The 19,038-nt window shown below is 62.0% G+C and carries 22 protein-coding genes and 2 pseudogenes; 12 read left to right on the forward strand and 12 right to left on the reverse strand.

Annotated features, from left to right (window positions below; genetic code table 11):
• Nucleotides 1–9 precede the first annotated feature (9 nt).
• The 4 genes and pseudogenes from TK90_RS05555 to TK90_RS15365 form a co-directional block, all read right to left on the reverse strand.
• Nucleotides 10–300, reverse strand: coding sequence for a nucleotidyltransferase family protein (locus tag TK90_RS05555; RefSeq protein ID WP_012982508.1), 291 nt, complete (start codon nucleotides 298–300; stop codon nucleotides 10–12).
• An 87-nt stretch (nucleotides 301–387) separates the two neighbouring features.
• Nucleotides 388–660, reverse strand: a complete 273-nt coding sequence (locus tag TK90_RS05560; protein WP_012982509.1) for a HigA family addiction module antitoxin — start codon at nucleotides 658–660, stop codon at nucleotides 388–390.
• Nucleotides 661–671: 11 nt separating this feature from the next.
• Nucleotides 672–950: pseudogene (locus tag TK90_RS14660) on the reverse strand (type II toxin-antitoxin system RelE/ParE family toxin).
• Between the two features lie 338 nt (nucleotides 951–1,288).
• Nucleotides 1,289–1,381, reverse strand: a pseudogene (locus TK90_RS15365) (LexA family protein); the annotation flags it as partial.
• Here TK90_RS15365 and TK90_RS05565 point away from each other — a divergent pair.
• The 3 genes from TK90_RS05565 (at nucleotide 1,360) to TK90_RS05575 (ending at nucleotide 2,735) form a co-directional block, all read left to right on the forward strand.
• Entirely contained in the window at nucleotides 1,360–1,935 is a 576-nt protein-coding gene (locus TK90_RS05565) for an SOS response-associated peptidase (RefSeq protein ID WP_012982510.1), read from the forward strand. The pseudogene TK90_RS15365 and the gene TK90_RS05565 overlap by 22 nt on opposite strands.
• Nucleotides 1,936–2,106: 171 nt before the next feature.
• Nucleotides 2,107–2,457: a type II toxin-antitoxin system RelE/ParE family toxin gene (locus tag TK90_RS05570; protein ID WP_017940737.1), complete on the forward strand. Its 351-nt coding sequence runs from the start codon at nucleotides 2,107–2,109 to the stop codon at nucleotides 2,455–2,457.
• A complete protein-coding gene (locus tag TK90_RS05575) occupies nucleotides 2,454–2,735 on the forward strand; it encodes a helix-turn-helix domain-containing protein (RefSeq protein ID WP_012982512.1) in 282 nt (93 codons plus the stop codon). The genes TK90_RS05570 and TK90_RS05575 overlap by 4 nt, the downstream gene beginning before the upstream one ends.
• A gap of 581 nt (nucleotides 2,736–3,316) precedes the next feature.
• On the opposite strand, the gene TK90_RS05580 is transcribed toward TK90_RS05575, so the two are convergent.
• From TK90_RS05580 to TK90_RS05600, 5 genes are all read right to left on the reverse strand, one after another.
• Nucleotides 3,317–4,282 carry an IS5 family transposase gene (locus tag TK90_RS05580; RefSeq protein ID WP_012981492.1) on the reverse strand — a complete coding sequence of 322 codons (966 nt, stop codon included), beginning with the start codon at nucleotides 4,280–4,282 and terminating at the stop codon, nucleotides 3,317–3,319.
• A 905-nt stretch (nucleotides 4,283–5,187) separates the two neighbouring features.
• On the reverse strand, nucleotides 5,188–5,991 hold the full coding sequence (locus TK90_RS05585; protein ID WP_012982513.1) for a DUF3320 domain-containing protein: 804 nt from the start codon (nucleotides 5,989–5,991) through the stop codon (nucleotides 5,188–5,190).
• The gene (locus TK90_RS05590; protein WP_012982514.1) at nucleotides 5,988–6,980 is read right to left on the reverse strand and encodes a hypothetical protein; all 993 of its coding nucleotides are present in this window, start codon (nucleotides 6,978–6,980) and stop codon (nucleotides 5,988–5,990) included. Before TK90_RS05590 ends, TK90_RS05585 begins: the two co-directional genes overlap by 4 nt.
• Before the next feature lie 57 nt (nucleotides 6,981–7,037).
• Nucleotides 7,038–7,241 carry a hypothetical protein gene (locus tag TK90_RS05595; protein WP_012982515.1) on the reverse strand — a complete coding sequence of 68 codons (204 nt, stop codon included), beginning with the start codon at nucleotides 7,239–7,241 and terminating at the stop codon, nucleotides 7,038–7,040.
• Nucleotides 7,242–7,339: 98 nt separating this feature from the next.
• On the reverse strand, nucleotides 7,340–7,576 hold the full coding sequence (locus TK90_RS05600) for a type II toxin-antitoxin system HicB family antitoxin (RefSeq protein WP_012982516.1): 237 nt from the start codon (nucleotides 7,574–7,576) through the stop codon (nucleotides 7,340–7,342).
• A 198-nt stretch (nucleotides 7,577–7,774) separates the two neighbouring features.
• Here TK90_RS05600 and TK90_RS05605 point away from each other — a divergent pair, with 198 nt between their 5' ends.
• The 4 genes from TK90_RS05605 (at nucleotide 7,775) to TK90_RS15245 (ending at nucleotide 10,361) form a co-directional block, all read left to right on the forward strand.
• Nucleotides 7,775–8,059 carry a hypothetical protein gene (locus TK90_RS05605; protein ID WP_012982517.1) on the forward strand — a complete coding sequence of 95 codons (285 nt, stop codon included), beginning with the start codon at nucleotides 7,775–7,777 and terminating at the stop codon, nucleotides 8,057–8,059.
• A 155-nt stretch (nucleotides 8,060–8,214) separates the two neighbouring features.
• Complete coding sequence (locus TK90_RS05610; protein WP_041444206.1) at nucleotides 8,215–8,847, forward strand: hypothetical protein; 633 nt, start codon at nucleotides 8,215–8,217, stop codon at nucleotides 8,845–8,847.
• 130 nt (nucleotides 8,848–8,977) lie between these two features.
• A complete protein-coding gene (locus TK90_RS05615; protein ID WP_012982519.1) occupies nucleotides 8,978–9,604 on the forward strand; it encodes an outer membrane protein in 627 nt (208 codons plus the stop codon).
• Nucleotides 9,605–10,034: 430 nt separating this feature from the next.
• Entirely contained in the window at nucleotides 10,035–10,361 is a 327-nt protein-coding gene (locus TK90_RS15245) for a hypothetical protein (protein ID WP_012982520.1), read from the forward strand.
• A 144-nt stretch (nucleotides 10,362–10,505) separates the two neighbouring features.
• Here TK90_RS15245 and TK90_RS05620 read toward each other — a convergent pair whose 3' ends face one another.
• The 3 genes from TK90_RS05620 to TK90_RS05630 form a co-directional block, all read right to left on the reverse strand.
• The gene (locus TK90_RS05620; protein WP_012982521.1) at nucleotides 10,506–11,483 is read right to left on the reverse strand and encodes a sensor domain-containing diguanylate cyclase; all 978 of its coding nucleotides are present in this window, start codon (nucleotides 11,481–11,483) and stop codon (nucleotides 10,506–10,508) included.
• 53 nt (nucleotides 11,484–11,536) lie between these two features.
• A complete protein-coding gene (locus TK90_RS05625; RefSeq protein ID WP_041444318.1) occupies nucleotides 11,537–13,345 on the reverse strand; it encodes an ATP-binding protein in 1,809 nt (602 codons plus the stop codon).
• Nucleotides 13,346–13,811: 466 nt separating this feature from the next.
• On the reverse strand, nucleotides 13,812–14,000 hold the full coding sequence (locus TK90_RS05630) for a hypothetical protein (protein ID WP_012982523.1): 189 nt from the start codon (nucleotides 13,998–14,000) through the stop codon (nucleotides 13,812–13,814).
• 186 nt (nucleotides 14,001–14,186) lie between these two features.
• On the opposite strand from TK90_RS05630, the gene TK90_RS05635 reads away from it, so the two are divergent.
• From TK90_RS05635 to TK90_RS05655, 5 genes are all read left to right on the forward strand, one after another.
• Entirely contained in the window at nucleotides 14,187–15,218 is a 1,032-nt protein-coding gene (locus tag TK90_RS05635; protein ID WP_012982524.1) for a YafY family protein, read from the forward strand.
• Entirely contained in the window at nucleotides 15,215–15,823 is a 609-nt protein-coding gene (locus tag TK90_RS14680) for a hypothetical protein (protein ID WP_012982525.1), read from the forward strand. The genes TK90_RS05635 and TK90_RS14680 overlap by 4 nt, the downstream gene beginning before the upstream one ends.
• A gap of 20 nt (nucleotides 15,824–15,843) precedes the next feature.
• Nucleotides 15,844–16,545: a YajG family lipoprotein gene (locus TK90_RS05645; protein WP_012982526.1), complete on the forward strand. Its 702-nt coding sequence runs from the start codon at nucleotides 15,844–15,846 to the stop codon at nucleotides 16,543–16,545.
• Nucleotides 16,546–16,820: 275 nt separating this feature from the next.
• Nucleotides 16,821–17,267: a hypothetical protein gene (locus TK90_RS05650; RefSeq protein ID WP_012982527.1), complete on the forward strand. Its 447-nt coding sequence runs from the start codon at nucleotides 16,821–16,823 to the stop codon at nucleotides 17,265–17,267.
• A 504-nt stretch (nucleotides 17,268–17,771) separates the two neighbouring features.
• Nucleotides 17,772–18,977, forward strand: a complete 1,206-nt coding sequence (locus tag TK90_RS05655; protein WP_012982528.1) for a hypothetical protein — start codon at nucleotides 17,772–17,774, stop codon at nucleotides 18,975–18,977.
• Nucleotides 18,978–19,038 lie beyond the last annotated feature (61 nt).

Consider the following 19,038-nt stretch of genomic DNA (forward strand, 5'->3'; position numbering starts at 1 on the left):
GCCTTTGGCTTATATGGCTCGCGCTGTCTCGAGCACCTGGGCTCTCCACTTTTCGGGGAGCGCGCCGGGGGTGACGACGTCGACCTCGACACCGAGGAGTTCTTGCAGCTCCATGCGAATTTCACCGATATCGAAGAGGGAGGTCTCGTCCGTCGGATCGATCAGGAGTTCCAGGTCGCTGTTGGGGGTGTCCTGTCCCCGCAGGACCGAGCCAAAAACACGTGCGTTCTTGGCGTGGTGACGTGCGACCACTCTCCTGATGGCATCCCGGTGTATCTCTACGGCCCTCGAGGGTTGCATGGTCCGGCGTCTCGGCTGCTTTATGAGAAAATCTTACTGCACAATGGCTAACTAGAGCAGCGGGGTAGCCCCTGCACCCTTCGAACTCTACGCAGCTTGGCCGTGGCGGGCACGCCAGAGATCGTAGTCGAGCTGCATTCCCGCCCAGACTTCGGCACGCCCGCCTCGCTCGACACCGAGCCAACGTTCGATGCGCAAAGCCATCTCGGGCGAGATGCTCGCGTGACCATGCAGCACCCGTGACAGCGCTGCCCGCGTGACGCCCAGTTCCCGGGCGGCGGCCGTTACCGACAGGCCCAGGGCTGGCAGCACATCATCGCGCAGGAGCTCTCCGGGGTGCGGCGGGTTGTGCATCGTCATAGTGACCCTCCTCAGTGGTAATCCTGATAATCGACCAGGACCACGTCACCGTTATCGAACTTGAACGTCAGCCGCCAGTTACCGCTGACCGAAACGGACTACTGCGCCGACAAGCCGCCCTTCAGCGGGTGTAGCGCCCAGCCCGGCAGGTTCATGTCCGATGGCCCACTGGCTCGGTTCCGCACAGCGAGTTGGCGCGACAGTCTTGCGGCATGTCCGTTTTGGATGCCGGTCTTGGAGCCCGTCTCAAAAAATCGCTGAAGACCTTTGTGCCGGAAGCTCTTGATCACACTTGTAATCGTATAGCCAGACTATACGGCTTGCGCTTGGGCGTTGGTATCCCGCCTGAGTTCCAGATCAAGGCTTGGCCGTTGCCGTCATCCGCCGCAACAGAGACACGGGCGATTTGCGGCCCCTCCGCATTGTCGTGTATCAGACGGGTTCGGAGCGCCAGTGAATGTGCTCTCATCAGCCTCTCACAACAAGCGCATGGCATCCGCTTGTGCCAACTCCGCTTCCCATAGACAGTTGCGCGTCGAATGAGTCTGTCGTCTGGATCGGTCAATTCAGCCTCGGCGGGTGCTCTGGTGGATGATGAAGGAAGAGTAGTCGTCCCTCCGCGGCGGCCTCATGATGAATAACGCCTCATCTGCCCCACGAGTACGCCCTGGATCTGAAGCTGGTCCAGGGCAACGTGTAATGGCGGATACGCCGGATTCTCTCATTGAGGCCTTTCGGGCGGGGGAGGAAACGCCGGCCGCGTTTCAGCCGATGCACTGGGGGTTCCGGCCCAAACGGGTAACGGATGGGCCGCAGCCCATCAACGCCCGCGCCGAGAAGGTCACGAGCAGTCCGTATTTCCGCAGGGCCTTCGCGCATCGGCGCTGCATCATCCCGGCGGACGGCTGGTACGAGTGGCAGAAGACCGAAGAGGGCAATCAGCCGCATTTCATTACGCTGACCGACAACGCGCCGCAGGACGTGCTCTTGTTGGCCGGCATCTGGGAATCGACCACCGACGGCGGGGCCTGCTGCGCGATCATCACCGAGCCTGCGTCCGAGCACCTGGCGCAGATCCACGACCGGCAGCCACTCGCGCTCGACGCCGAATGCCGATGGGATTGGCTCGACCCCGAGATCACCGATCGCGAGCAGGTCCGCCATATCACTCGCCGTATGCCGCCCTCCGCTTTGCGGGCGTATCCAGTTTCCACCCGAGTGAATCGTCCGGCGAATGACGATCGGTCCGTGCTTGATCCCGTAGACCGGGCTTAATCCACCGTTTGCGTGCCCGAGGCCCGTCGCTGGGGGGCATCTCCCAGCCGTTGTCTTTCTCTGGATGTGCAGGAGCAGAGCATCCCGAAGCGTTCGTCCAAGTCCGAGTGAGTCAGCGCGAGCCCCAGGAGCCTCAGGCGTGATGCAAAGATACAAAAAATTGTATAGGCTATGAGTATGTCCGGTTCAGGCCCCAAGCCAGTCGTGTTCCGAGCGACGGCACTGGACGATCTCCGTGCTTTCCCCTTATCGGCTAGACGGGAGGCGGGGCACCAGATCGACCAGGTCCAGCATGGAAGGGACCCCGACGACTGGAAGCCGATACAGTCCGTGGGGAAGGGTGTCAGAGAAATCCGGATCCGAGACGAGGCCGGAGCATTTCGGGTCCTCTATGTCGCCAAGTTCGGGGATGCGGTTTACGTGCTGCATTGCTTCTGGAAGAAGACACAAAAGACCCGCAAGAGCGATCTGGACTTGGCCGCTCAGCGTTATCGCGATTTGCTGCAGGAGATAGGCCAATGACCGAGCACCGATTCGACAGCGTGTGGGATGCGATTGAGAACACCCCGGAAGAAGCGGAGAACCTGAAGCTGCGTTCCGCTCTGATGAGGGCCCTCAAGGACCATCTCGTTCGCTCGGAAATGAAACAGGGCGAGGCCGCGAAACTCTTCGGAGTCACGCAGCCGCGAGTCTCTGATCTGATGCGAGGAAAGATCGACGTGTTTAGCCTCGATGCCCTGGTGAACATGGCAGCGGCCGCCGGCTTGCACGTTGAGTTGCGGGTCCTCGACGCCGCGTAGCTGTGTCCGCATCTCCTGATCGCACAAGTTCTCGCGTCGGCCTACCGTGAGCGTTTCATGGGGGGCAGACCTTTACGCGTGCGGTCCATTGGTCGCCCTCGGCGACGAAGGCGACAGACTGAACTGCGCTGCGGCTGAGCAGCGTGGGCAGAGTCGCACCGGTTGACTCTCGGTTCGCACATCGCATCCTGCCGGTGTTTGGATTGCTACAATCGAAGCATGCCAGATTGGTCCATGTGTTTCGCCGAATCTCCCTGTGCCACCACTTCGGTGGGGCAGAATCGTGTGGGTCCGACCGACAGGAGCGTGGCAATGGTGTATCTGTCTAAGTGCTGGTGCGTTCACCCCCGCGTGTTTGCTACGAGGCACGCCAAGCTATGATTTGGTCCATCTTCGCGCTTGTGGTGATCGGTGGAGCCGGCGTAATCGCCCTAGGGAAACGCTGATCAATGGGCCTGCATCCGGCTCCGTGCCCCGCCGAAGCGTTTTTGGAAGGGCACTGGGGCCATTACGGCCGGCCTGGGCCCCTGTAACCGCCGTTTTTGGCGGTTACAGGGGCGATTTCCGGTCCTGCGGACACACTACCCCTGCGGCAGCAGCCCCCATTGTCGCGCACGGTACAGGTTCGCCAGGGCGAACAGGCTGTGCAGCTGCGCGGTGTTCTTCTTGAGGCCGCGGTAGCGCACCTTGCGATATCCGAACAGGTTCTTCACCACATGGAACGGATGCTCCACGATCGAACGCAACTGAGCCTTGTGCCGTTCAGCGGCGCGCACCTGATCGCGTTCGGGGCCCTCTGGCATCGCACGTACCGTGCCGCGCTTGCGCGCGATGTGCGTCTCCGGACGATGGCCTTCCAGTCGCTTCTCCGCACCGATGTAGCCGGCATCGCCATGCAGGCTCGCTTCCTCGCCGTGGAGCAGTTCCGGCACCTGCGAGACGTCCGAGACATTCGCAGCGGTACCCTTCACGGTATGAACCAGGCCGGTGACGACATCGGCCCCGATATGCGCCTTCATCCCGAAGTACCACTGGTTGCCTTTCCTCGCCTGGTGCATCTCTGGATCGCGCGCCTTCTCCCGGTTCTTGGTCGACGGCGGGGCCGCGATCAGGGTGGCGTCCACCACTGTGCCCTCGCGCAACATCAGTCCCCGCTGCTGCAGATGGGCGTTGATCCGGTCGAAGATCACCTGGGTCAGGTTGTGCTGCTCCAGCAGCCGGCGGAACTGCAGCAGGGTCGTGGCATCCGGGGCGTCTTCGCGGCTCAGGTCGATCCCGACAAAGCTCCGGATCGCCTGGCTGTCGTACACCGCGTCCTCGATCCCTTCGTCCGACAGGTTGAAGCACTGCTGGGCCACGTACATCCGCAGCATCCGTTCCAGACCAATCGGCGGACGACCCCGCTTCCCCTTCGGGTAGTGCGGCTCGATCGCCTCCACCAGCGCCGCCCAGGGCGTGATCGCATCGATCTCCCCCAGAAAGCGGTCGCGCCGCGTCTGCTTACGCTTGGCGGAATACTCGAGATCGGAAAAGCTGCGCTGGGACATCGGCCATCACCTCGGGCAGGAAACCTGGCGCCATTATCCCAAACCCGCCAGGTGGGCGGGACCCACGGCGGAATAAATCAGTGTTTCCCTAGCGTTGTATCTGGAGCGCAAGGATCTCGCTTTGGCACGTCAGAGGCGCCGGACATGCTCGAGCGATAAACCCTGATCTTGGCCATCCAGTTCCTGCGGTAATGGGCGGGGTCTGGGTGAACGGCTGCGCCCGGTAACCGTGTGCGGGGGCTATTCTTTGTGGGCACTCGATCGCCGGTTCATGCCCGTGACTGCGGGAACGCGCCTACGTCAACTGCCCGGGGCCCTACAAGCCCGTAGCATCCCCGCGGTTGCGGGGAACGCGATCCCCTGTACTGCGTGACGGACGGTTACGCCGGTAGCGGCGAACGTGAGCAGTCCCTGGTTGCTGGAGAGTCGCGTCCTGTCGGATTGCTGGAGTTGGCGCTTACCGCGGATTTGTGGAGACCCTAGCCCACACCGTCCTATCCACGGACAGTTGAAACAGCCATCGAGATGTCCGAGGTTTCGTGAACAGCGCTGGAAGAAATCTGACAGGCAGGTTTGGGTCAGGAGGCTATGAAAGATAGAAAATAGCCCTCGCGAAGAGGGCTATGCCGCAAGCCAGGCCGGTTCTTCATCGAACGTGTCCTGGCTTGGCTGCGCCGGACGGACCTTGGACGCAGTCTCGAATGCCCGATACCAGCAGTAGAGCGGGAACAGAGGAACTCTAGCGAATCCAGCCTTTGACGGACAGCCTTTCGGTGGTGATTGAGTGCACCGAGCGCGGAGGTTCACGGGGCCTGTCTTCCAACTATGAATGTTGGATCGTATTGCCATCCCGAAAACCGCACAGCGGTTATCCGAGATCTCGGGCGCCGAGGCTAATCCTGGCGTCAGAAACCCCGACTCTGCGCTCGGGATGACGGTGTGGCGCCTGGAAGAAGACGGGTGCCCACTCTCTCATTTTGCTCCCGCCGGTTCCGGGGCCTCCTGAACGCATTCGCGCCGGCTTCGAGGATCTCCTGCCATTCGACAAGCAGTCCCCGTTCGAGTGCTTTCGCCAGTGGGTCCTGCAATCGGTCCCGCGCGTTGTCCGTCAGGCGGATGAACCCCATCCGGTGGAGGGCATCGTTCATGGCCATATCGCGGTCGAGTGTGCCGGCTTCAGCCACCGTCCGAACCAGCGATAACGTCAGTTCGGTATCGGGGACGTGGTCGAGCTGGCGCAGCGCATCCGGCAGATTGCTCCAGTCCCGCAGGCAGGGCACCGTGAACTGTTCGTCACGACCGGAGAATTCACCCTCCAGGCGGATCAGACCCTGCGCACCCAGGGCCGCGCGACGCTCATGGATGCGCGCCTGGATCCGGGAGCCGGCCCGGGAAAACCCTGCGGCCTCCAGCAGTCGCCGGGTGAGGATGACGAGGTGAACCGGCCCTTCGGTGTCGGCGATCCGCAACAGAGCCCGGTCGAGTGCCTCCTGCGGGATGTCGTCGAACCGGTCATGTCCCGAAAGAGCAAGACCATTCGTCTCGGTCTCCCGGTAGGGCTGCGTATCCCAGGTGGTCACCCATTCGCAATCATGATCTCGGCAATACGAGCGCCAGGCGGCACAGGTCTCATTCGGTCCGGGGTGCTGGATGAAATGCTGGTGTGCCCGGACCAGGGCCTCCAGGGCCCCAGGAGCTGTCTCGCTCATTGCTCGCCCTCCAGGACCAGCTCTACGCCCATGGCCTCGGCGGTGAGGTCGATCATCGCTTCCTGCAGCAGGGTCTTGGGCCCATCGCGCAGGCAGGCGTCATCCAGGGCCAGCAGGACCTCGCCGCGCCACTCCGAATCGGCTGTCTGTCCGAGGCTCTGCGCCAGGATCGTCACAATCCCCATGGCCGGTTCGATATCTTCCGGCGGCAGAGGTCCCAGCCAGATGCGCCAGTGCTCGCTGGCGGTTTGCATGTCCTCGAACAAGGCCGCCTCAACCGCAGGAGTCGAGTCCCTCTCGTTAGAAGGGTGCGGCAGTGCAGCCCCGCGGCCCAGGGCCAGGAACGCAAAGGCGAGGGTCGCAAGCTGATCCCGGCCAGACCAGGTCGAGGGGTCGACCTCGTGCTCGGCCAGAACCTGGTCGCCCAGTGCCCGCACCGTCTCGAAAGAAAACTCAGGGCGTGCCGCTTCCTCCTCCGCGAGCTGGCGGCGGGCCTGGGCCGCGGCGGCGAGGCGCCCGATCCCGCCGATAAGCCCCGCGAAGAGTCGCAGGACCCCACCGAGGAGCCAGTAAACGCTGGCGAAAAGAGCAAAGATCCCCTGGATGGCGGCTGCGTTGTGCCCCCGCAGTTGAACCCCCGCAATTTTGGCTGACGAGCGCCCGGGCCGGATCCAGTTGAACGAGCCGATCGGGGTCTTGGTGGAGACGGTGACGCCCGACTTCGACAGGTTGAATTTGGCTGCATCCGAGCCATAGCGTCCGCGCAGAATGAAGCGACCGTTCTGGAAGGCGACCTGGGTGTTTTTCGCCAGACGCGTAGACACCCGTACGCCGTGGTTGGTATTGCCGGTCAAGTTGATCCCGGCGGCCCGCGTCTGCGCCCGCAGCGACAGCCCGCCGGTACGACTGGCTCGCAGATAGCGCCCGGTGTGTTCGATGCGCTTCTGCCGGCCGTCGCGGTCCTTTTCGCCAACCTTCAGTAATGCCATGGGCTGAGCCTATCACCCAAGCCGAGCGCGGACTGCCGCGGGTATAGGCACCACCGTTCAGTCAGGATCCACAAGCGGGTCGCCCCCGAGATGCGCACGTAATGCCTCGTACTGGAGAAGCGCGGCGATCATCTGTACGAACTCGTCCTCTCGCAGCAGGACCACCCGGGAGCCGTCCTCGATGCGCACGAATTCGGGGTGCAGGGTGAGTCCCTCCAGGGGTTCCAGGCGATCCGTATTTGCATCGGTATCCGGTTCCATCAACGGCTCCTGAGAGAAGGTTGCGCGACGGTATGGCGGCTGCTCCCCCGTGCACGGGATTGAAGACCGGGAGCAGTGCCGACACGGGCAGGGGGAAATCAATCCGCCTTCACGCGGATCAGCACTTCGCCCGGTTCCGGGCGCGAAGCTGAGGGCAGCGGGCGGCCATCGAGCCGGTAGCCCTCCAGCGCGACCATCAGCGCATCGGCCATCTCGGTCTTGGCTTCATCACGTCCAGCGCCGTCAGTGAGCGCCTCCGGTACGTCGCGGCAGGTGGCGAGGTACCGTCCAGCGGCGTCGCGCTCGATGCGGACAGGGTAATGCGGTGCGTTCATGGCCATCCTCCTGGTCTTGCGTCAACCGTCGATAAGGCTGTCTTTCCGGTGACCCACGAGGCCGATATTGAAGGCCGGTCGCGGGCCCGAGGGGTGAATTCCGTTCCACCCGATACGACACGATACAAAACCTGGGCGACAGAAAACGACGCACTGGGGTGAGATGCTGGGAAGGCATTCAGCCGGAGGAGTAGGCCAATGAAGACGAAGCGCCTAGCCCGGGGTATTGCCCCGCTTGTGCTGACCTTGCTTGCAGGCTGCACCACTCCGACGCTCCCCTCGGGAAATAGCCACCACGTGGGCCAGCCCCTGATCCGCGACGCGGATGGCCGGATCACGGGATACGTCGACGAGAAGCGGTTCGGGCCGACATACATTCGTGCCCCGGACGGGCGGATCCTGGGGACGGTAGAAGAGGGACCGGGCTCGGCACCGACTTATATTCGCGGAACGGATGGTCGAATCCTGCGCCAGATCGACTGATTAGGGTGGGCAGGTGGCGAATGCGTGGATCCACGAACGGTCCCTGATTCGGGAGTCGAGCGGGGTAGCGCCCCCATGTACGCGGACGCCTGTGAACCAAGCAGGGGGTTCTCACGTGGCTTCAGGGTGGTTGGAATGGACCAAAGGGGGATGAAGTGGAAGATTTCGAGAGCCGCGTTGTAGAACATGGCGATGGCGGTTGGACGCTATGGGTCCAGCAACCGGGAAGCGGCCCATTCGCTGTTCTTGAGAGCCATCCCGTTACCTCGGCAAGCGAGCGAGGTTTAGCGCGATGTGGACCCGCCGCCTTGAGTCTCCGCCTGGAGGACGACCGTGACGGTCTTGGTGGGTCCATTGCCGAGGTCCATGTGGACGGGCATGAGCCGCGCGCCAAGCGCATTCGGTTCCCGCGCGCCCACTCCTCGGAGGTAGCCGGATTTTTCCAGCGCGCACTCTCCCCGGGGATGATGGGTATCGATGCGGCCGATGTGTTCTCGGTGCTGCCGGCGTCTCGTGGGGTGGGTGTACTGGTCGAGTATCCGGCCCCCAGAGCACAGCGCGATATGGAGGACGTCGAAAGGTATCTCGCCACACAGGTGAGCCGGTGTGGTCCGGTGTCCTCGGCTCTGGTGGTGCTTCCGGTCGATGCCACCGTGACGCCGGCAACGGTGGATCGGGTTGCGCAATCCGTAACCCGAAACCTTTCCGAAGGATCCGACCTGGTTCTGGCCGCACCGCTGTCGATAACAGATGGAGAACCGATGTCGATTTGCCTCTTTGGGGAATAACGGTATTCGCGTGCGGTGCGTAGTCCGATGTCAGGGCTCTATTTCCAGGCGTCAGGGATGGTCGCCTTTCTCCTTCAGTCTCTGAATCCCGCCCGCATACGGGTGATTCATCCAGACTAGGGAGATCGACATGCAGAAACGGATCATCACGACCGCCGGCCTCATCGCCATGCTGGGCCTCGGCGCCACGGCCGCTCAGGCCTCCGGTTTTGACGGTGGCTACATTGGCGGTCAGGTGGGCGGGGCGTCTTACGACATCGATGCCTCGGTGAGTGGGCTGGGCAGCCTGTCCGGTCTCAGCGGAACCGGGGCTGTTGGGGGCCTGTTTGCGGGGTACGGTGGTGTCTCCAGCGGCGGTGTCTACGGTGGCGTGGAGATCGACGCCCAGATCGAGGACGCGGATGCTACGGTGTCGATCGACGGCGAAGGCACTGCGGGTGTCGAGGCCCGTCACAGCTACGGAGTCACCGGACGTATCGGCGGGCTGGTGAGCGACAACGTGCTCGTCTACGGGCTTTTGGGTTACCAGCAAACGGAAGTCCGCAGCAGCGTGCGCGGTCCGGGCTTCGTGAACGGCTCTGATACCGACCGCATCAACGGTCCGAGGATTGGGGCGGGCGTGGAAGTGCAGCGCGATACCGGATGGTTCATGCGGGGCGAGGTGTCGTACACCGCCTACAGCAGCGAGTCGTATGGCGACCTGGAGATCGACCCCGGTGCGACCCGAGTGCAGTTCGGGCTTGGCTACCGGTTTTGACGGATCGAATCGCGCCTTCGTGCGCATGTGGGATGACCGTGCCGAGCGGTATCCGATACCGGGAGGTGGCGTCGTTGCCATCTCCCGGTTTTGCGTTGGGGCAGGTCGCCTGTCAGTCTGAACAGGGGGCTGGAGCCTACGCCGGATGAACAGGGAGCCGGAGATGAGTCAGGGCAACGGAATGCGTGCCACGCTACAGCGGCAGTCCCGCCGTTTGAGCGCACCGGAACTGGTCGAACACCTGCAAATGCACGGATTGTCGAACACCTTGTGCCCACCGATTGGGATAGGGAGGCGCTGTCCGGCTTCCGTCCGGTGGGCGCGGATGAGCGTGGAAGAGAGTCCAGAGTGAGATGGTCAGTTTTTGAGTCGGGTGGTAGTGCGGGTGGGCAATGAGAGTTTTGGCGATTTACTTTCAGGGAAAATTTAAATGAAAGAGATCTGGGATGGATCCATGGATACGGTCTACTACACCAGTGATGAAGCAACGTTGCGCGCCCCATGCAAGGTTACGATTGGGCGCGATCAGATTAGCGTCTCATATGATCTTGAAGGGGAGAACTATCAGTATACCGGAACGGCTGATGCTCCTGGTCACTTCATATTGGCTTTGGCGAATAGACCAGAAGAAACTGGAGGAGCAACATTGCACCGATTTCCGAACAGCAAGCTGCTGGAAGGATACTGGGAGGAGGGTGGAGTGAAAGGGTTCTGGCGCATCCGTCTTCACGAAAAAGTGGAACCCCTCGGCGGCTAGCCGTTCGTGATCGCATAGCGGGATTGTGAGGTCGTCCGTTCGGAGTTCAGCATCTGAGTGGAACGATACGGAAGGCGGAGGACGAATGAGCAAGCGAGTCCGGGGTGAAAGCCGATATTGAGAAGTCGCATCTGAGAATGGGTTCTACCTGGTCGCCGCTTGATCCACTCGTAGTCGGTTTCGACCTGAACGTTTCGCTGTTGATAATGCGTCGTCGGCCCGAACGAGGAGGTCCTCGAACCCCTCGCCTTCGAGCCGCGTCGCGGCTCCGATCGATACGGTCATCCTGTGCTCGTTGTTCATCCCCGGCACGTCGAGGGTTGGTATTGCCTCGACGATGCGCGCACCGAGCTGTTCAGCGCCCAACTGATCGGTTTCCGGCAGGAGCATCACGAACTCTTCGCCGCCGATGCGCCCCATGAAATCGGTATCGCGCAACAGGCGGGCACAGCACTGTGTGAACTGGCGCAGGGCCTCATCCCCTTGGGCGTGACCGTACTGGGTGTTGATCGTCTTGAAGTGATCGATGTCGAGGACGAGTAGCGAAAGGGGACGGTGGTGGCGGTGAGCCCGTTCGATTTCATGCTCGGCCTGCTCGAAGAGGGCCCGCCGGTTGGCGATGCCGGTAAGGGGGTCGGTGTAGGCCGCCTCGCGCCAGTACTGTTCGACTTGTTTGCGGGGCGTGATGTTGACCGCGACCCAGAGGACCACCGGCTTTGAATGATCGTAGCTGGGCAGCGGAAGGGCCCGGCCCTCGAACCACTGCTCGGCCTGGTGGTGATCGTTGTCCCGGACGGACGGAGGAAGCAGCGTCACATCGGCAACGCATAGTTGATACTCCAGCGTTTGCATCTCTCCGGTGCGCAGGGCTTGCTGCACGTGGGTCAAGCATGCCTCGGCGACCGCGGGCGGAAGGGCATCCGCGAGCGTATAGCCCTCCAGCGACTTGCCGCTCGCATACATGGCCTCATTGGCCCCGCCGATGACCTTCACGTACCGCCCTTCCGCGTCCAGCACGAAGGAAATGTCGGGGAGGGCTTTCAGCAGCGTGAGGAGTTGATCCCTTTCCGCCTTCAGGGCGGCAATGGTGCCAGCTTGTGTCGACTCTTGGATGTCATCCATGTGGCGTCCCTTGGCCTCTCTAATCCGTGCTGCTACGTGTTGGCGGTTTTGGGTCAGGCGAAGCCGGCCCGTCGTGCGCCCGCACCAGGCTTGATGCGATGCTCGGCGACCAGGGCATTGGCAAGGGCCTGCAAGGTGAGGCCCGAGCTTGGCGTGCCCCGGAGCGATTGGCTTCGTACGACCGTCGCGAAATCGCCGGGGGTGAGGCCATCAAGTCGGCGTACGACGGCGTGAGCGGTATCGAGCGCGGCACGATCGTCGGCATCGCTCGGTTGGAGTCGCGAGACCAGTTGGTCGAAGAGTTGCGCGCGTTGCTGGTGATCCAGTGGGCGCAATTCCAGCTTGTGGTCGAAGCGGCGCAGGGCGGCCGGGTCCAGGGCTTCGAGGCAGTTGGTGGCGCAGATGAGGATGCCGTCGAACGCCTCGATCTGGACCAGCAGTTCATTGGTTTGCGTCATCTCCCAGGTCTGGCGGGCCCGGGACCGAGCCGTGAGGAAGCTATCCGCCTCGTCGAGTAACAGAACGGCCCCTTCCTTTCGCGTTTCCCGAAAAGCCTGGGCCAGGTTCTTCTCGGTCACCCCCACGTATGGCGAGATCAGTTCCGAGGCGGTGCGCTTGCGCAGCGGACGGTCCGCGTGTTCGGCAAGATGATGAGCCAGCGCTGTCTTGCCGGTGCCTGGTGGGCCATACGCCAGCAGGGTGCCTTGCCCACCAGCGACCAGGTCCTGGACGACCGCCTCGACCGGCGTGTCGGTATTGAGATATTCGAGCCCGTAATCCAGTGCATCCAGCCCACGGGGCGTGATCATTGGTGGGCGCCCCTGAAGTTCTGCTTGCTGGTCAAGGTGATTGGCCATGATCGATTCCGGCGTATCGGGGCCATTACGTAGCAGCCGTGCCACCCGGGCGGCGCGGCTGATCTCGGCGGGGGTCAGGGCGTCTCTCCCGGCCGTGTAATCGAGCCAGGCCTCGGTCACGTCGAGATCTTCACAGGCGCGCGCCAGGAGTTCGCGTCGGACCGAGCGTGGTGGGTGCCCTACTTCAAGGGCGTAGTCGAAACGGCGCAGGTACGCTGGGTCCAGTTGATCCCAATGGTTGGTGATCCAAATCGCCGGAACGGGATTTTCCTCCAGCATCTGGTTGGTCCAGGCCTTCCCGCGATTTTTCGAGCGATGGTGGCCGCCAAACTGCGCCGCGTCTGAACTGGCGTCGAACACATCCTCGATTTCGTCGAAGACGATCAAGGCATCCTTGGTACGGCGCAACAGGTACTGGCAGAGCTGGTAGGCGCGTTGCCGACGGTGCGGTTCCATGGGGCTACCGTCGTCATCTTCGTGGTTCACCTCCCGTGCGTGTAGCTCGGCTTCATGGGCGACGCGGCGTGCGATCTGCGTCTTCCCCGTGCCTGGGGGTCCATACAACAAGATGTTGACGCCCTGAACGCCATCCCCGGCCGCCTGCAGGAGCAGCGCCTTGACTCGTTCGATATCGGGTTCGAGGTGTGACAGGGCAAGTTGATTCTCCTCGGGAACGGGCGCGTCACGGAAGAACCCCGCGAAGATGCGGTCGGGGGAGTCCAACGTTCCGAGCAGTTGGGAGGCGAGGCTGTCCAGCAAATCGAACCCGAGATCGCGCCCGTTGGACGACGACACCCTGACAAGGCCAGAACGGACCAGGGTTTCGCTGTGTGAGAGGGCGTTCTGGATCTCCCCTGTGGTCCGGTTCAGGGCGAGCGCGACGATTTCTGCCGAGGCCAGGTCGCAGGATTCGCGAACTTCGGATAACAGCTTTTCAAAGCTGTAGTGGGACGCGTATAGGGTGAGAAACTCCAGGATTTCGCATTCGGTGTCGTTCAGGCCCAATGGTTCAGCAAGGATCCGGATGTTCCGCGCGATCGCGCGGTCCTGGAACCGCGATTCATCGGCCTCGAATGCCTGAAGGCGTTCCTGAACGGCTTGCTCCAAGGCGAGATGGTCATCCTCGTCTTCTTCGTCGAGGTGTATGCCGATTCCCTTTAGTTCGCCTCTATTTGACAAGGAACCCAGATTGTCGCTCGCATCCCGCGGCAGGGCGGTTGCAAGGATTCGCAGGCTCCACAGCGTTCTCATGTTTCGTACGTCGTTCGAGGGGGATGGACGGCTGGATCGCATGCGGTGCCTGCGTAGGCGACGACGAAGGTTCAAGGGCATGGAGCACTCCTGGATCTAGTGAGGCCCCAGCTTCATCCAGGAAGGCGACAGAGTTTGACGCATGACAGATTCGGAAGGACCGTCCTTGTCCCTCTAAAGGGACGGGCCTCGTACTCCTTGGCGAATGCGTGTTGCCCGATCAGTCGCGGATCTCGTAGAGCAGTACGCCTCGAGTATCGCGGACCTGCTTCTGACCCAGGGCGCCTTCGGTGATGTAGCCCTTGCGGTTCCCGTCGGCGTCATAGATGGAGGGCTTCCCGAATCCGGCAGGCACCGTCGCGGCGCACCCTGCCAACAGGCATGCGATTCCGATCACGATCCATCTCATGGCGATCTCCTGATCCGGTGACGTTTTCATCAGTCTGGCACCTTTGTGCGACATGACCTGACGCCCCGATGCGATGTACTGGGAGGAAACGGCACGGCAGGGGTCCGGTTTGCCATGAGGGCGGCGTGGGATAAGGTGGCGGCAAATGCACCGGCATTTAACGGACCGGGCGACAGGAGAGAAGGGATGCCGGAAGGGCAGGGAATGCGCGCCACGCTGCAGCGTCGGATGTTATTGCTAGGGATGATCCCGCGGCAGCCCCGTCGAGTGAGCGCACCGGATCTTGTCGGACGCCTCCAGACACGCGGGCTCTCCACCACGCTGCGTACCATCGAACGGGATCTGGAGGCCCTGTCTGGGTTCCTTCCGCTGGGTCGGGATGAACGGGACCGCCCGTACGGCTGGTACTGGCTGTCCGAGGCGCCGTTGCAGGACGTGCCGGCGATGGACCCGGAAACGGCCCTGACCCTGCAGATCCTGGACGCGCATTCCGCACAACTGCTACCGCCTTCGGCCCGGGCGCGACTCAAGCCGCAGGCTGCCCGCGCCCGGGAAGTCCTGGACTCCGCCGGCGAAGCCTCCGGTCTGAGCCTGTGGCCCGAGCGGGTTCGCATCCTTTCCAACGGTCCGCCGCTCACTCCGCCCGAGATGCCGGACGGCGTGTTCCTGGTCCTGCAGCAGGGCCTGCTGGAACGCCGCTGCCTCGATATCACCTACCGTTCCCGTTCGAAGGGGCAGGTTAAAGACCACCGGATCCATCCGCTGGCACTCGTGTTCCGCGAGCCGGTTACCTACTTGCTGGCCACGATGGAACCGCATCAGGATGTCGTGCATCTGGCGGCCCACCGTATCGAGGCCGCGGCCCTGACCGATCAGCCCGCCCGCGATCCCGAGGGCGGATTCGACCTCGACCAGATCATCCGCAACGGCGCCTTCGACTATCCCGAGGGTGATGCCATCCCCCTGGAACTCCGGGTAAATGCGGACCTTGCCTACCACCTCCACGAGGCCCGCCTGGCGGAAGACCAGGTCATTGAGCGGGGTCCCGACGGCACCTCGCGTGTGACGGCTACCGTGCGCGACACCGCCCGGCTCAAGTGGTGGCTCTTGGGTCTGGGGGCGGGCGTCGAGGTCCTTGGACCCCAGGCACTGCGCGACGCCATTGCCCAGGAATTGGAATCCGCCCGTCTGGCCTACCGCACGAAAGATCCCGCATGAAAGCCTTCCGTGCCTTGCGCAACGGTTGGGCGTGCTTATCCGGTCGCAGGCGCCAGGCAACGCGCGAGGACATCCGCGCATGGACCGTGGGCAATCTGTTGCTGGAGCTTCCGCGGTGCACCCGCCGTGTTCGGCTTCTGTCACCCCAGCAGGGGCAGTCAGGTGTCGGCTGTGAATGGATTGTTTCCGCCCGCGACCTGGAGCACTGGCTGGAAGAACGTGACCCACCTGTGGTCGCGGCAAGACCGGACGGGCCTCGTCGGGCCTTTCGGTTATGGCTGCAGGCCGCGGACGATCGTGTCGATGCCATCACCGATCTCCCGGACGCGTTCCGGTCCGAACTGCGCGGCCGGTTCACGCGAATGGTTTCGGCGATCGCGGGAGAACTTCGCTGTGTGCAATGCGATGACGTCGTGACGTGCCTGGAAGAGGTGTGCGGCGACAAAACCCACGACGGGGCCTTCATCGTCTGGACGACGCAGACCCGATGTGTGCGAGGGCATGACCTGTTCAGCGAGGCGCACGCGACCGAGCTTTATTTCGGGGGACGGGCGAGTCGCGACTCGGCCTCTCCATCAAGTCGCAGGCAACAGGCTAGGGCCTGAACGAAACAGGGGAAGAGATAGTGATCAGCGGAAAACTGGCAGGGCTGATGTTGGGCGGCATGTTCCTGGTCGGGTGCACCACGACGCCAGTCAGCCTGGATCCTGCCCAGAGCAGTGACATGGTTGGCGTCGGTTCGGCGAATGTCGAGATGGGTTCCGTTACGGACAGCCGACAACACGGCTCGAACTGGCTGGGGGCCATTCGGGGTGGCTTCGGGAATCCACTGAAAACGCTCGAGACCGAGGAGCCGGTATCCGAGGTGGTCCGCGGACAGTTCATCACGGGGCTGGAACAGCGCGGCATGCTGGCGCAGGAAGGAGAGGGGGATTTCATCCTGGAGGTCGATATCGAGCAACTGGATTCGAATCAGATGATGCGCCGAGAGGCGCATTCGAGACTGGATGTCACCCTGGTCGAACGTGAATCTCGCCAGATCGCGTACGAGAATTCCGTTCGGTCAAGCAACGTCGAGGGGGGTGCAGGCGGCGGCATCTTCGCGTCGATCGAGAAACTGGAAGAACTCCTGACGCGGACCCTGTGGGAGACGATCGACGAGGCCCTGGACGACGAGCACCTGCACCGGGCCATCGCCGAAGGGCCCACGGAAACCCAATCCTCAAGCGAGTTGGAGGCGGATATCGAAGCACTTCGCCGCCTGCGCGATCGCGGCGTGTTGTCCGAAGACGAATACCGTGAGCGGGTACTTCAGTTGATAGAGTGATGGGGCTTTGCAAACCTTCCGGGTTCGGGTTCGCACGACCACGAACGTTTTCCGCCTCTGAACGAGGCCATCAAACAGAAACTGCCTACGGCGGGCAACCGTATCGAGAGCGTCGTTTGACTCGGCCATCAGGAAATTCACGTGCCCATGGCTTCAGGCCACCGCTTCACCCATTACGCATGTTCTGTATATTGAGGTTTCTAAAGGAATGCACGTGGCGTTGGCAATGAGTTTAAGAAGACGCATCTCTGATACCGTAAGGAAGGGTTTATAATATGATAAAAAAGATTTCCTATTGGATCATTCTCATTCTGGCGGCTTCCCTTGTTTTCGGCTTCCTCTTAGAAGTCGTCAACCGGGGAACGGCGTCCGCTTCATCCATATATGATGAGTTTTATCCGGTAATCGAGCAGATCAATCGATCGGTGCCGATCGTTACTGAACCCGGCGTACGTCTGGATGGAGCCTCTATCGACCCATCCATTGGGATCACGTATCGATACACGCTCACGGGGCTGGACGGTGGTCAGGTAGAGAATCCTCAGGGCACTCGGCAGACGATGCGAGAATACAGCATCCGCGAAAGCTGCGGTCACCCCGATATTGCGCCAGCCCTGCGAGCCGGCGTGACCTTCATTCATACCTATAGAGATTCGAAAGGCCGACGATTTACCTCCATTACGGTGGACCAAAACGCATGCCGCCGTGCCGGGATTATGTGACTTCCTGCGTGTTAACGCCCCTGCGGGTGCGACGCTCGGTGGCGGCGATACGCCGCCCGGGATTGTGGTGGATCGGAATTAATAATCTCGGATCTGGTTGACCGGCAATGTTCTGTTCTCAATGGGGGCAATAAAACAATGATACCGCCACCTTTTGCTTCGCCTGCGGAACACCGTTCCAGTCATGGTTGCTGTTGCTTCGTCAAAGTCGCCACCGGCGACATCTCAGCAGACGCAGGTGGCTGAGCGGGTTTTGCCGCGAGAGTCTTCGGCTCCGTGACCAACATGGGAAATCACCACGGAGTCCGGACAGCCGTGAATACGGAGGCGCTTCGCCAGGGTAGGACAGGATTGAAGGTGCGGGTCCGCGAGTTGGAGGACCAGCGAGATCGCTACTGGTGTGTCGTGACTGATACGGTAGGCTCGTCGGCGCAAGGGTGAATAACAAGGAACCGGGTACGAACCCCGGTCCGCTGGGCTGGATAGGGTTGGGGGAGAAGTTGCGTGCGTAATTGGAAAGGGGTTTTGGCGGCACTGGCGTTTCCGGTCGCAGGGGCGTTGGCTATAGCGCCTGCGTTGGCGGACGGGCCGGTGCCGGAGAACGACGACGCAGTCGAGGAGCGCGAGGCGCCCACCTTCGACCAGGGCAAGGTGTTCCAGTTGCTGGGTGATGCGGCTGGCTACTTCGACGACATCGCGTCGTTGCCGGAAAGCCGCTGGTTCGGGCGCGACCAGGAAGGCACAAAGCGGAACATTGATGGCCTGATCGATGACGCTCTTGAGGTGATGGACGTCCCCGAGATCGTCGGTATGCGGGAAGACTACCGTCGCCTCGAATCCCGAATCGCCTCCGAGCAGAACCGGATCGCCGAACTCCGTGAGCGACGCATGTTTGCCCCGGATACCGATGCCAGTACGTTGTCTCGCTTCACCCCGACCGACACGTTGCGGTCCATGACAGCGAGCACGCGAGGTGACTACGATCGGCTGATCGAGGCCCGCGAAGCCAATATTGAGGCTTACGAGGAGGAGCTCGAAGGCCTCAAGCATGGCATGTCCGACTCCCTTGCGGCCATTGGTCTCGAGATGCCCCCGGATCAGCTCGAGCTGTGGCTCAGCTCGGCGATTGGTGATGACGTCGTGTCCATGGGCGTCGTGTTCCGCAGTATTCGCACCATCACCCAGCGCCTTGAAGAGTTGACACGTGAGAGCGTCGAGAACCTCGCCGTCGCCAGTCGCTACTACGGCATGGTCGTCATGCTGCACCGCTTGGTGGTGTCCATGCAGGAGGGCTTCGTTGAGAAAGTGGACGAGGAAATTCTCCCTCACCTGCAGGCGTACCGTGACGAGGCGGACGAGATCATTGATGAATCGCGCGAACTCATACGTAGCGGAGGCAACCGGATCGGGCTCGAAAGCAATATCGCGGCTAATGAGCTGACCAAGCGAGCCATTGATCTCTACCTGCGCATCGTGACCAGTCAACGTGAGAAGGTCGCCGAGGCCCTGGAGATCAGCGAACGCGAGCACCAGGTCGCCATCAATACCTATCGGACCGTTCGTCTTAGCTCGAACGTTGCAGATCTCATCCGCGACGGCCTGGGCACCTTTGAAGCGCTGTCCGACCTGCAGGTGCCGGAAACGGCTGAGTTCCAGAACGAGGAGATCCGGAAGGAATTCCGCCTGTTGACTGAGCGTTTGAGCGATTGATCGATGCGACTTCACATAGTGATAGCTGCGTCCCGAGCTGGGTGAACGGAAGGTATTCCAC

This window comes from Thioalkalivibrio sp. K90mix, from assembly GCF_000025545.1.
Taxonomy (GTDB): domain Bacteria; phylum Pseudomonadota; class Gammaproteobacteria; order Ectothiorhodospirales; family Ectothiorhodospiraceae; genus Thioalkalivibrio.

Excerpts from the sequence above, each read along its gene's own strand:
- TK90_RS05555 (WP_012982508.1), bottom strand. The coding sequence starts at position 300 with ATGCAACCCTCGAGGGCCGTAGAGATACACCGGGATGCCATCAGGAGA.
- TK90_RS05560 (WP_012982509.1), bottom strand. The coding sequence starts at position 660 with ATGACGATGCACAACCCGCCGCACCCCGGAGAGCTCCTGCGCGATGAT.
- TK90_RS05565 (WP_012982510.1), top strand. The coding sequence starts at position 1,360 with ATGGCGGATACGCCGGATTCTCTCATTGAGGCCTTTCGGGCGGGGGAG.
- TK90_RS05570 (WP_017940737.1), top strand. The coding sequence starts at position 2,107 with ATGAGTATGTCCGGTTCAGGCCCCAAGCCAGTCGTGTTCCGAGCGACG.
- TK90_RS05575 (WP_012982512.1), top strand. The coding sequence starts at position 2,454 with ATGACCGAGCACCGATTCGACAGCGTGTGGGATGCGATTGAGAACACC.
- TK90_RS05580 (WP_012981492.1), bottom strand. The coding sequence starts at position 4,282 with ATGTCCCAGCGCAGCTTTTCCGATCTCGAGTATTCCGCCAAGCGTAAG.
- TK90_RS05585 (WP_012982513.1), bottom strand. The coding sequence starts at position 5,991 with ATGAGCGAGACAGCTCCTGGGGCCCTGGAGGCCCTGGTCCGGGCACAC.
- TK90_RS05590 (WP_012982514.1), bottom strand. The coding sequence starts at position 6,980 with ATGGCATTACTGAAGGTTGGCGAAAAGGACCGCGACGGCCGGCAGAAG.
- TK90_RS05595 (WP_012982515.1), bottom strand. The coding sequence starts at position 7,241 with ATGGAACCGGATACCGATGCAAATACGGATCGCCTGGAACCCCTGGAG.
- TK90_RS05600 (WP_012982516.1), bottom strand. The coding sequence starts at position 7,576 with ATGAACGCACCGCATTACCCTGTCCGCATCGAGCGCGACGCCGCTGGA.
- TK90_RS05605 (WP_012982517.1), top strand. The coding sequence starts at position 7,775 with ATGAAGACGAAGCGCCTAGCCCGGGGTATTGCCCCGCTTGTGCTGACC.
- TK90_RS05615 (WP_012982519.1), top strand. The coding sequence starts at position 8,978 with ATGCAGAAACGGATCATCACGACCGCCGGCCTCATCGCCATGCTGGGC.
- TK90_RS15245 (WP_012982520.1), top strand. The coding sequence starts at position 10,035 with ATGAAAGAGATCTGGGATGGATCCATGGATACGGTCTACTACACCAGT.
- TK90_RS05620 (WP_012982521.1), bottom strand. The coding sequence starts at position 11,483 with ATGGATGACATCCAAGAGTCGACACAAGCTGGCACCATTGCCGCCCTG.
- TK90_RS05630 (WP_012982523.1), bottom strand. The coding sequence starts at position 14,000 with ATGAGATGGATCGTGATCGGAATCGCATGCCTGTTGGCAGGGTGCGCC.
- TK90_RS05635 (WP_012982524.1), top strand. The coding sequence starts at position 14,187 with ATGCCGGAAGGGCAGGGAATGCGCGCCACGCTGCAGCGTCGGATGTTA.
- TK90_RS14680 (WP_012982525.1), top strand. The coding sequence starts at position 15,215 with ATGAAAGCCTTCCGTGCCTTGCGCAACGGTTGGGCGTGCTTATCCGGT.
- TK90_RS05650 (WP_012982527.1), top strand. The coding sequence starts at position 16,821 with ATGATAAAAAAGATTTCCTATTGGATCATTCTCATTCTGGCGGCTTCC.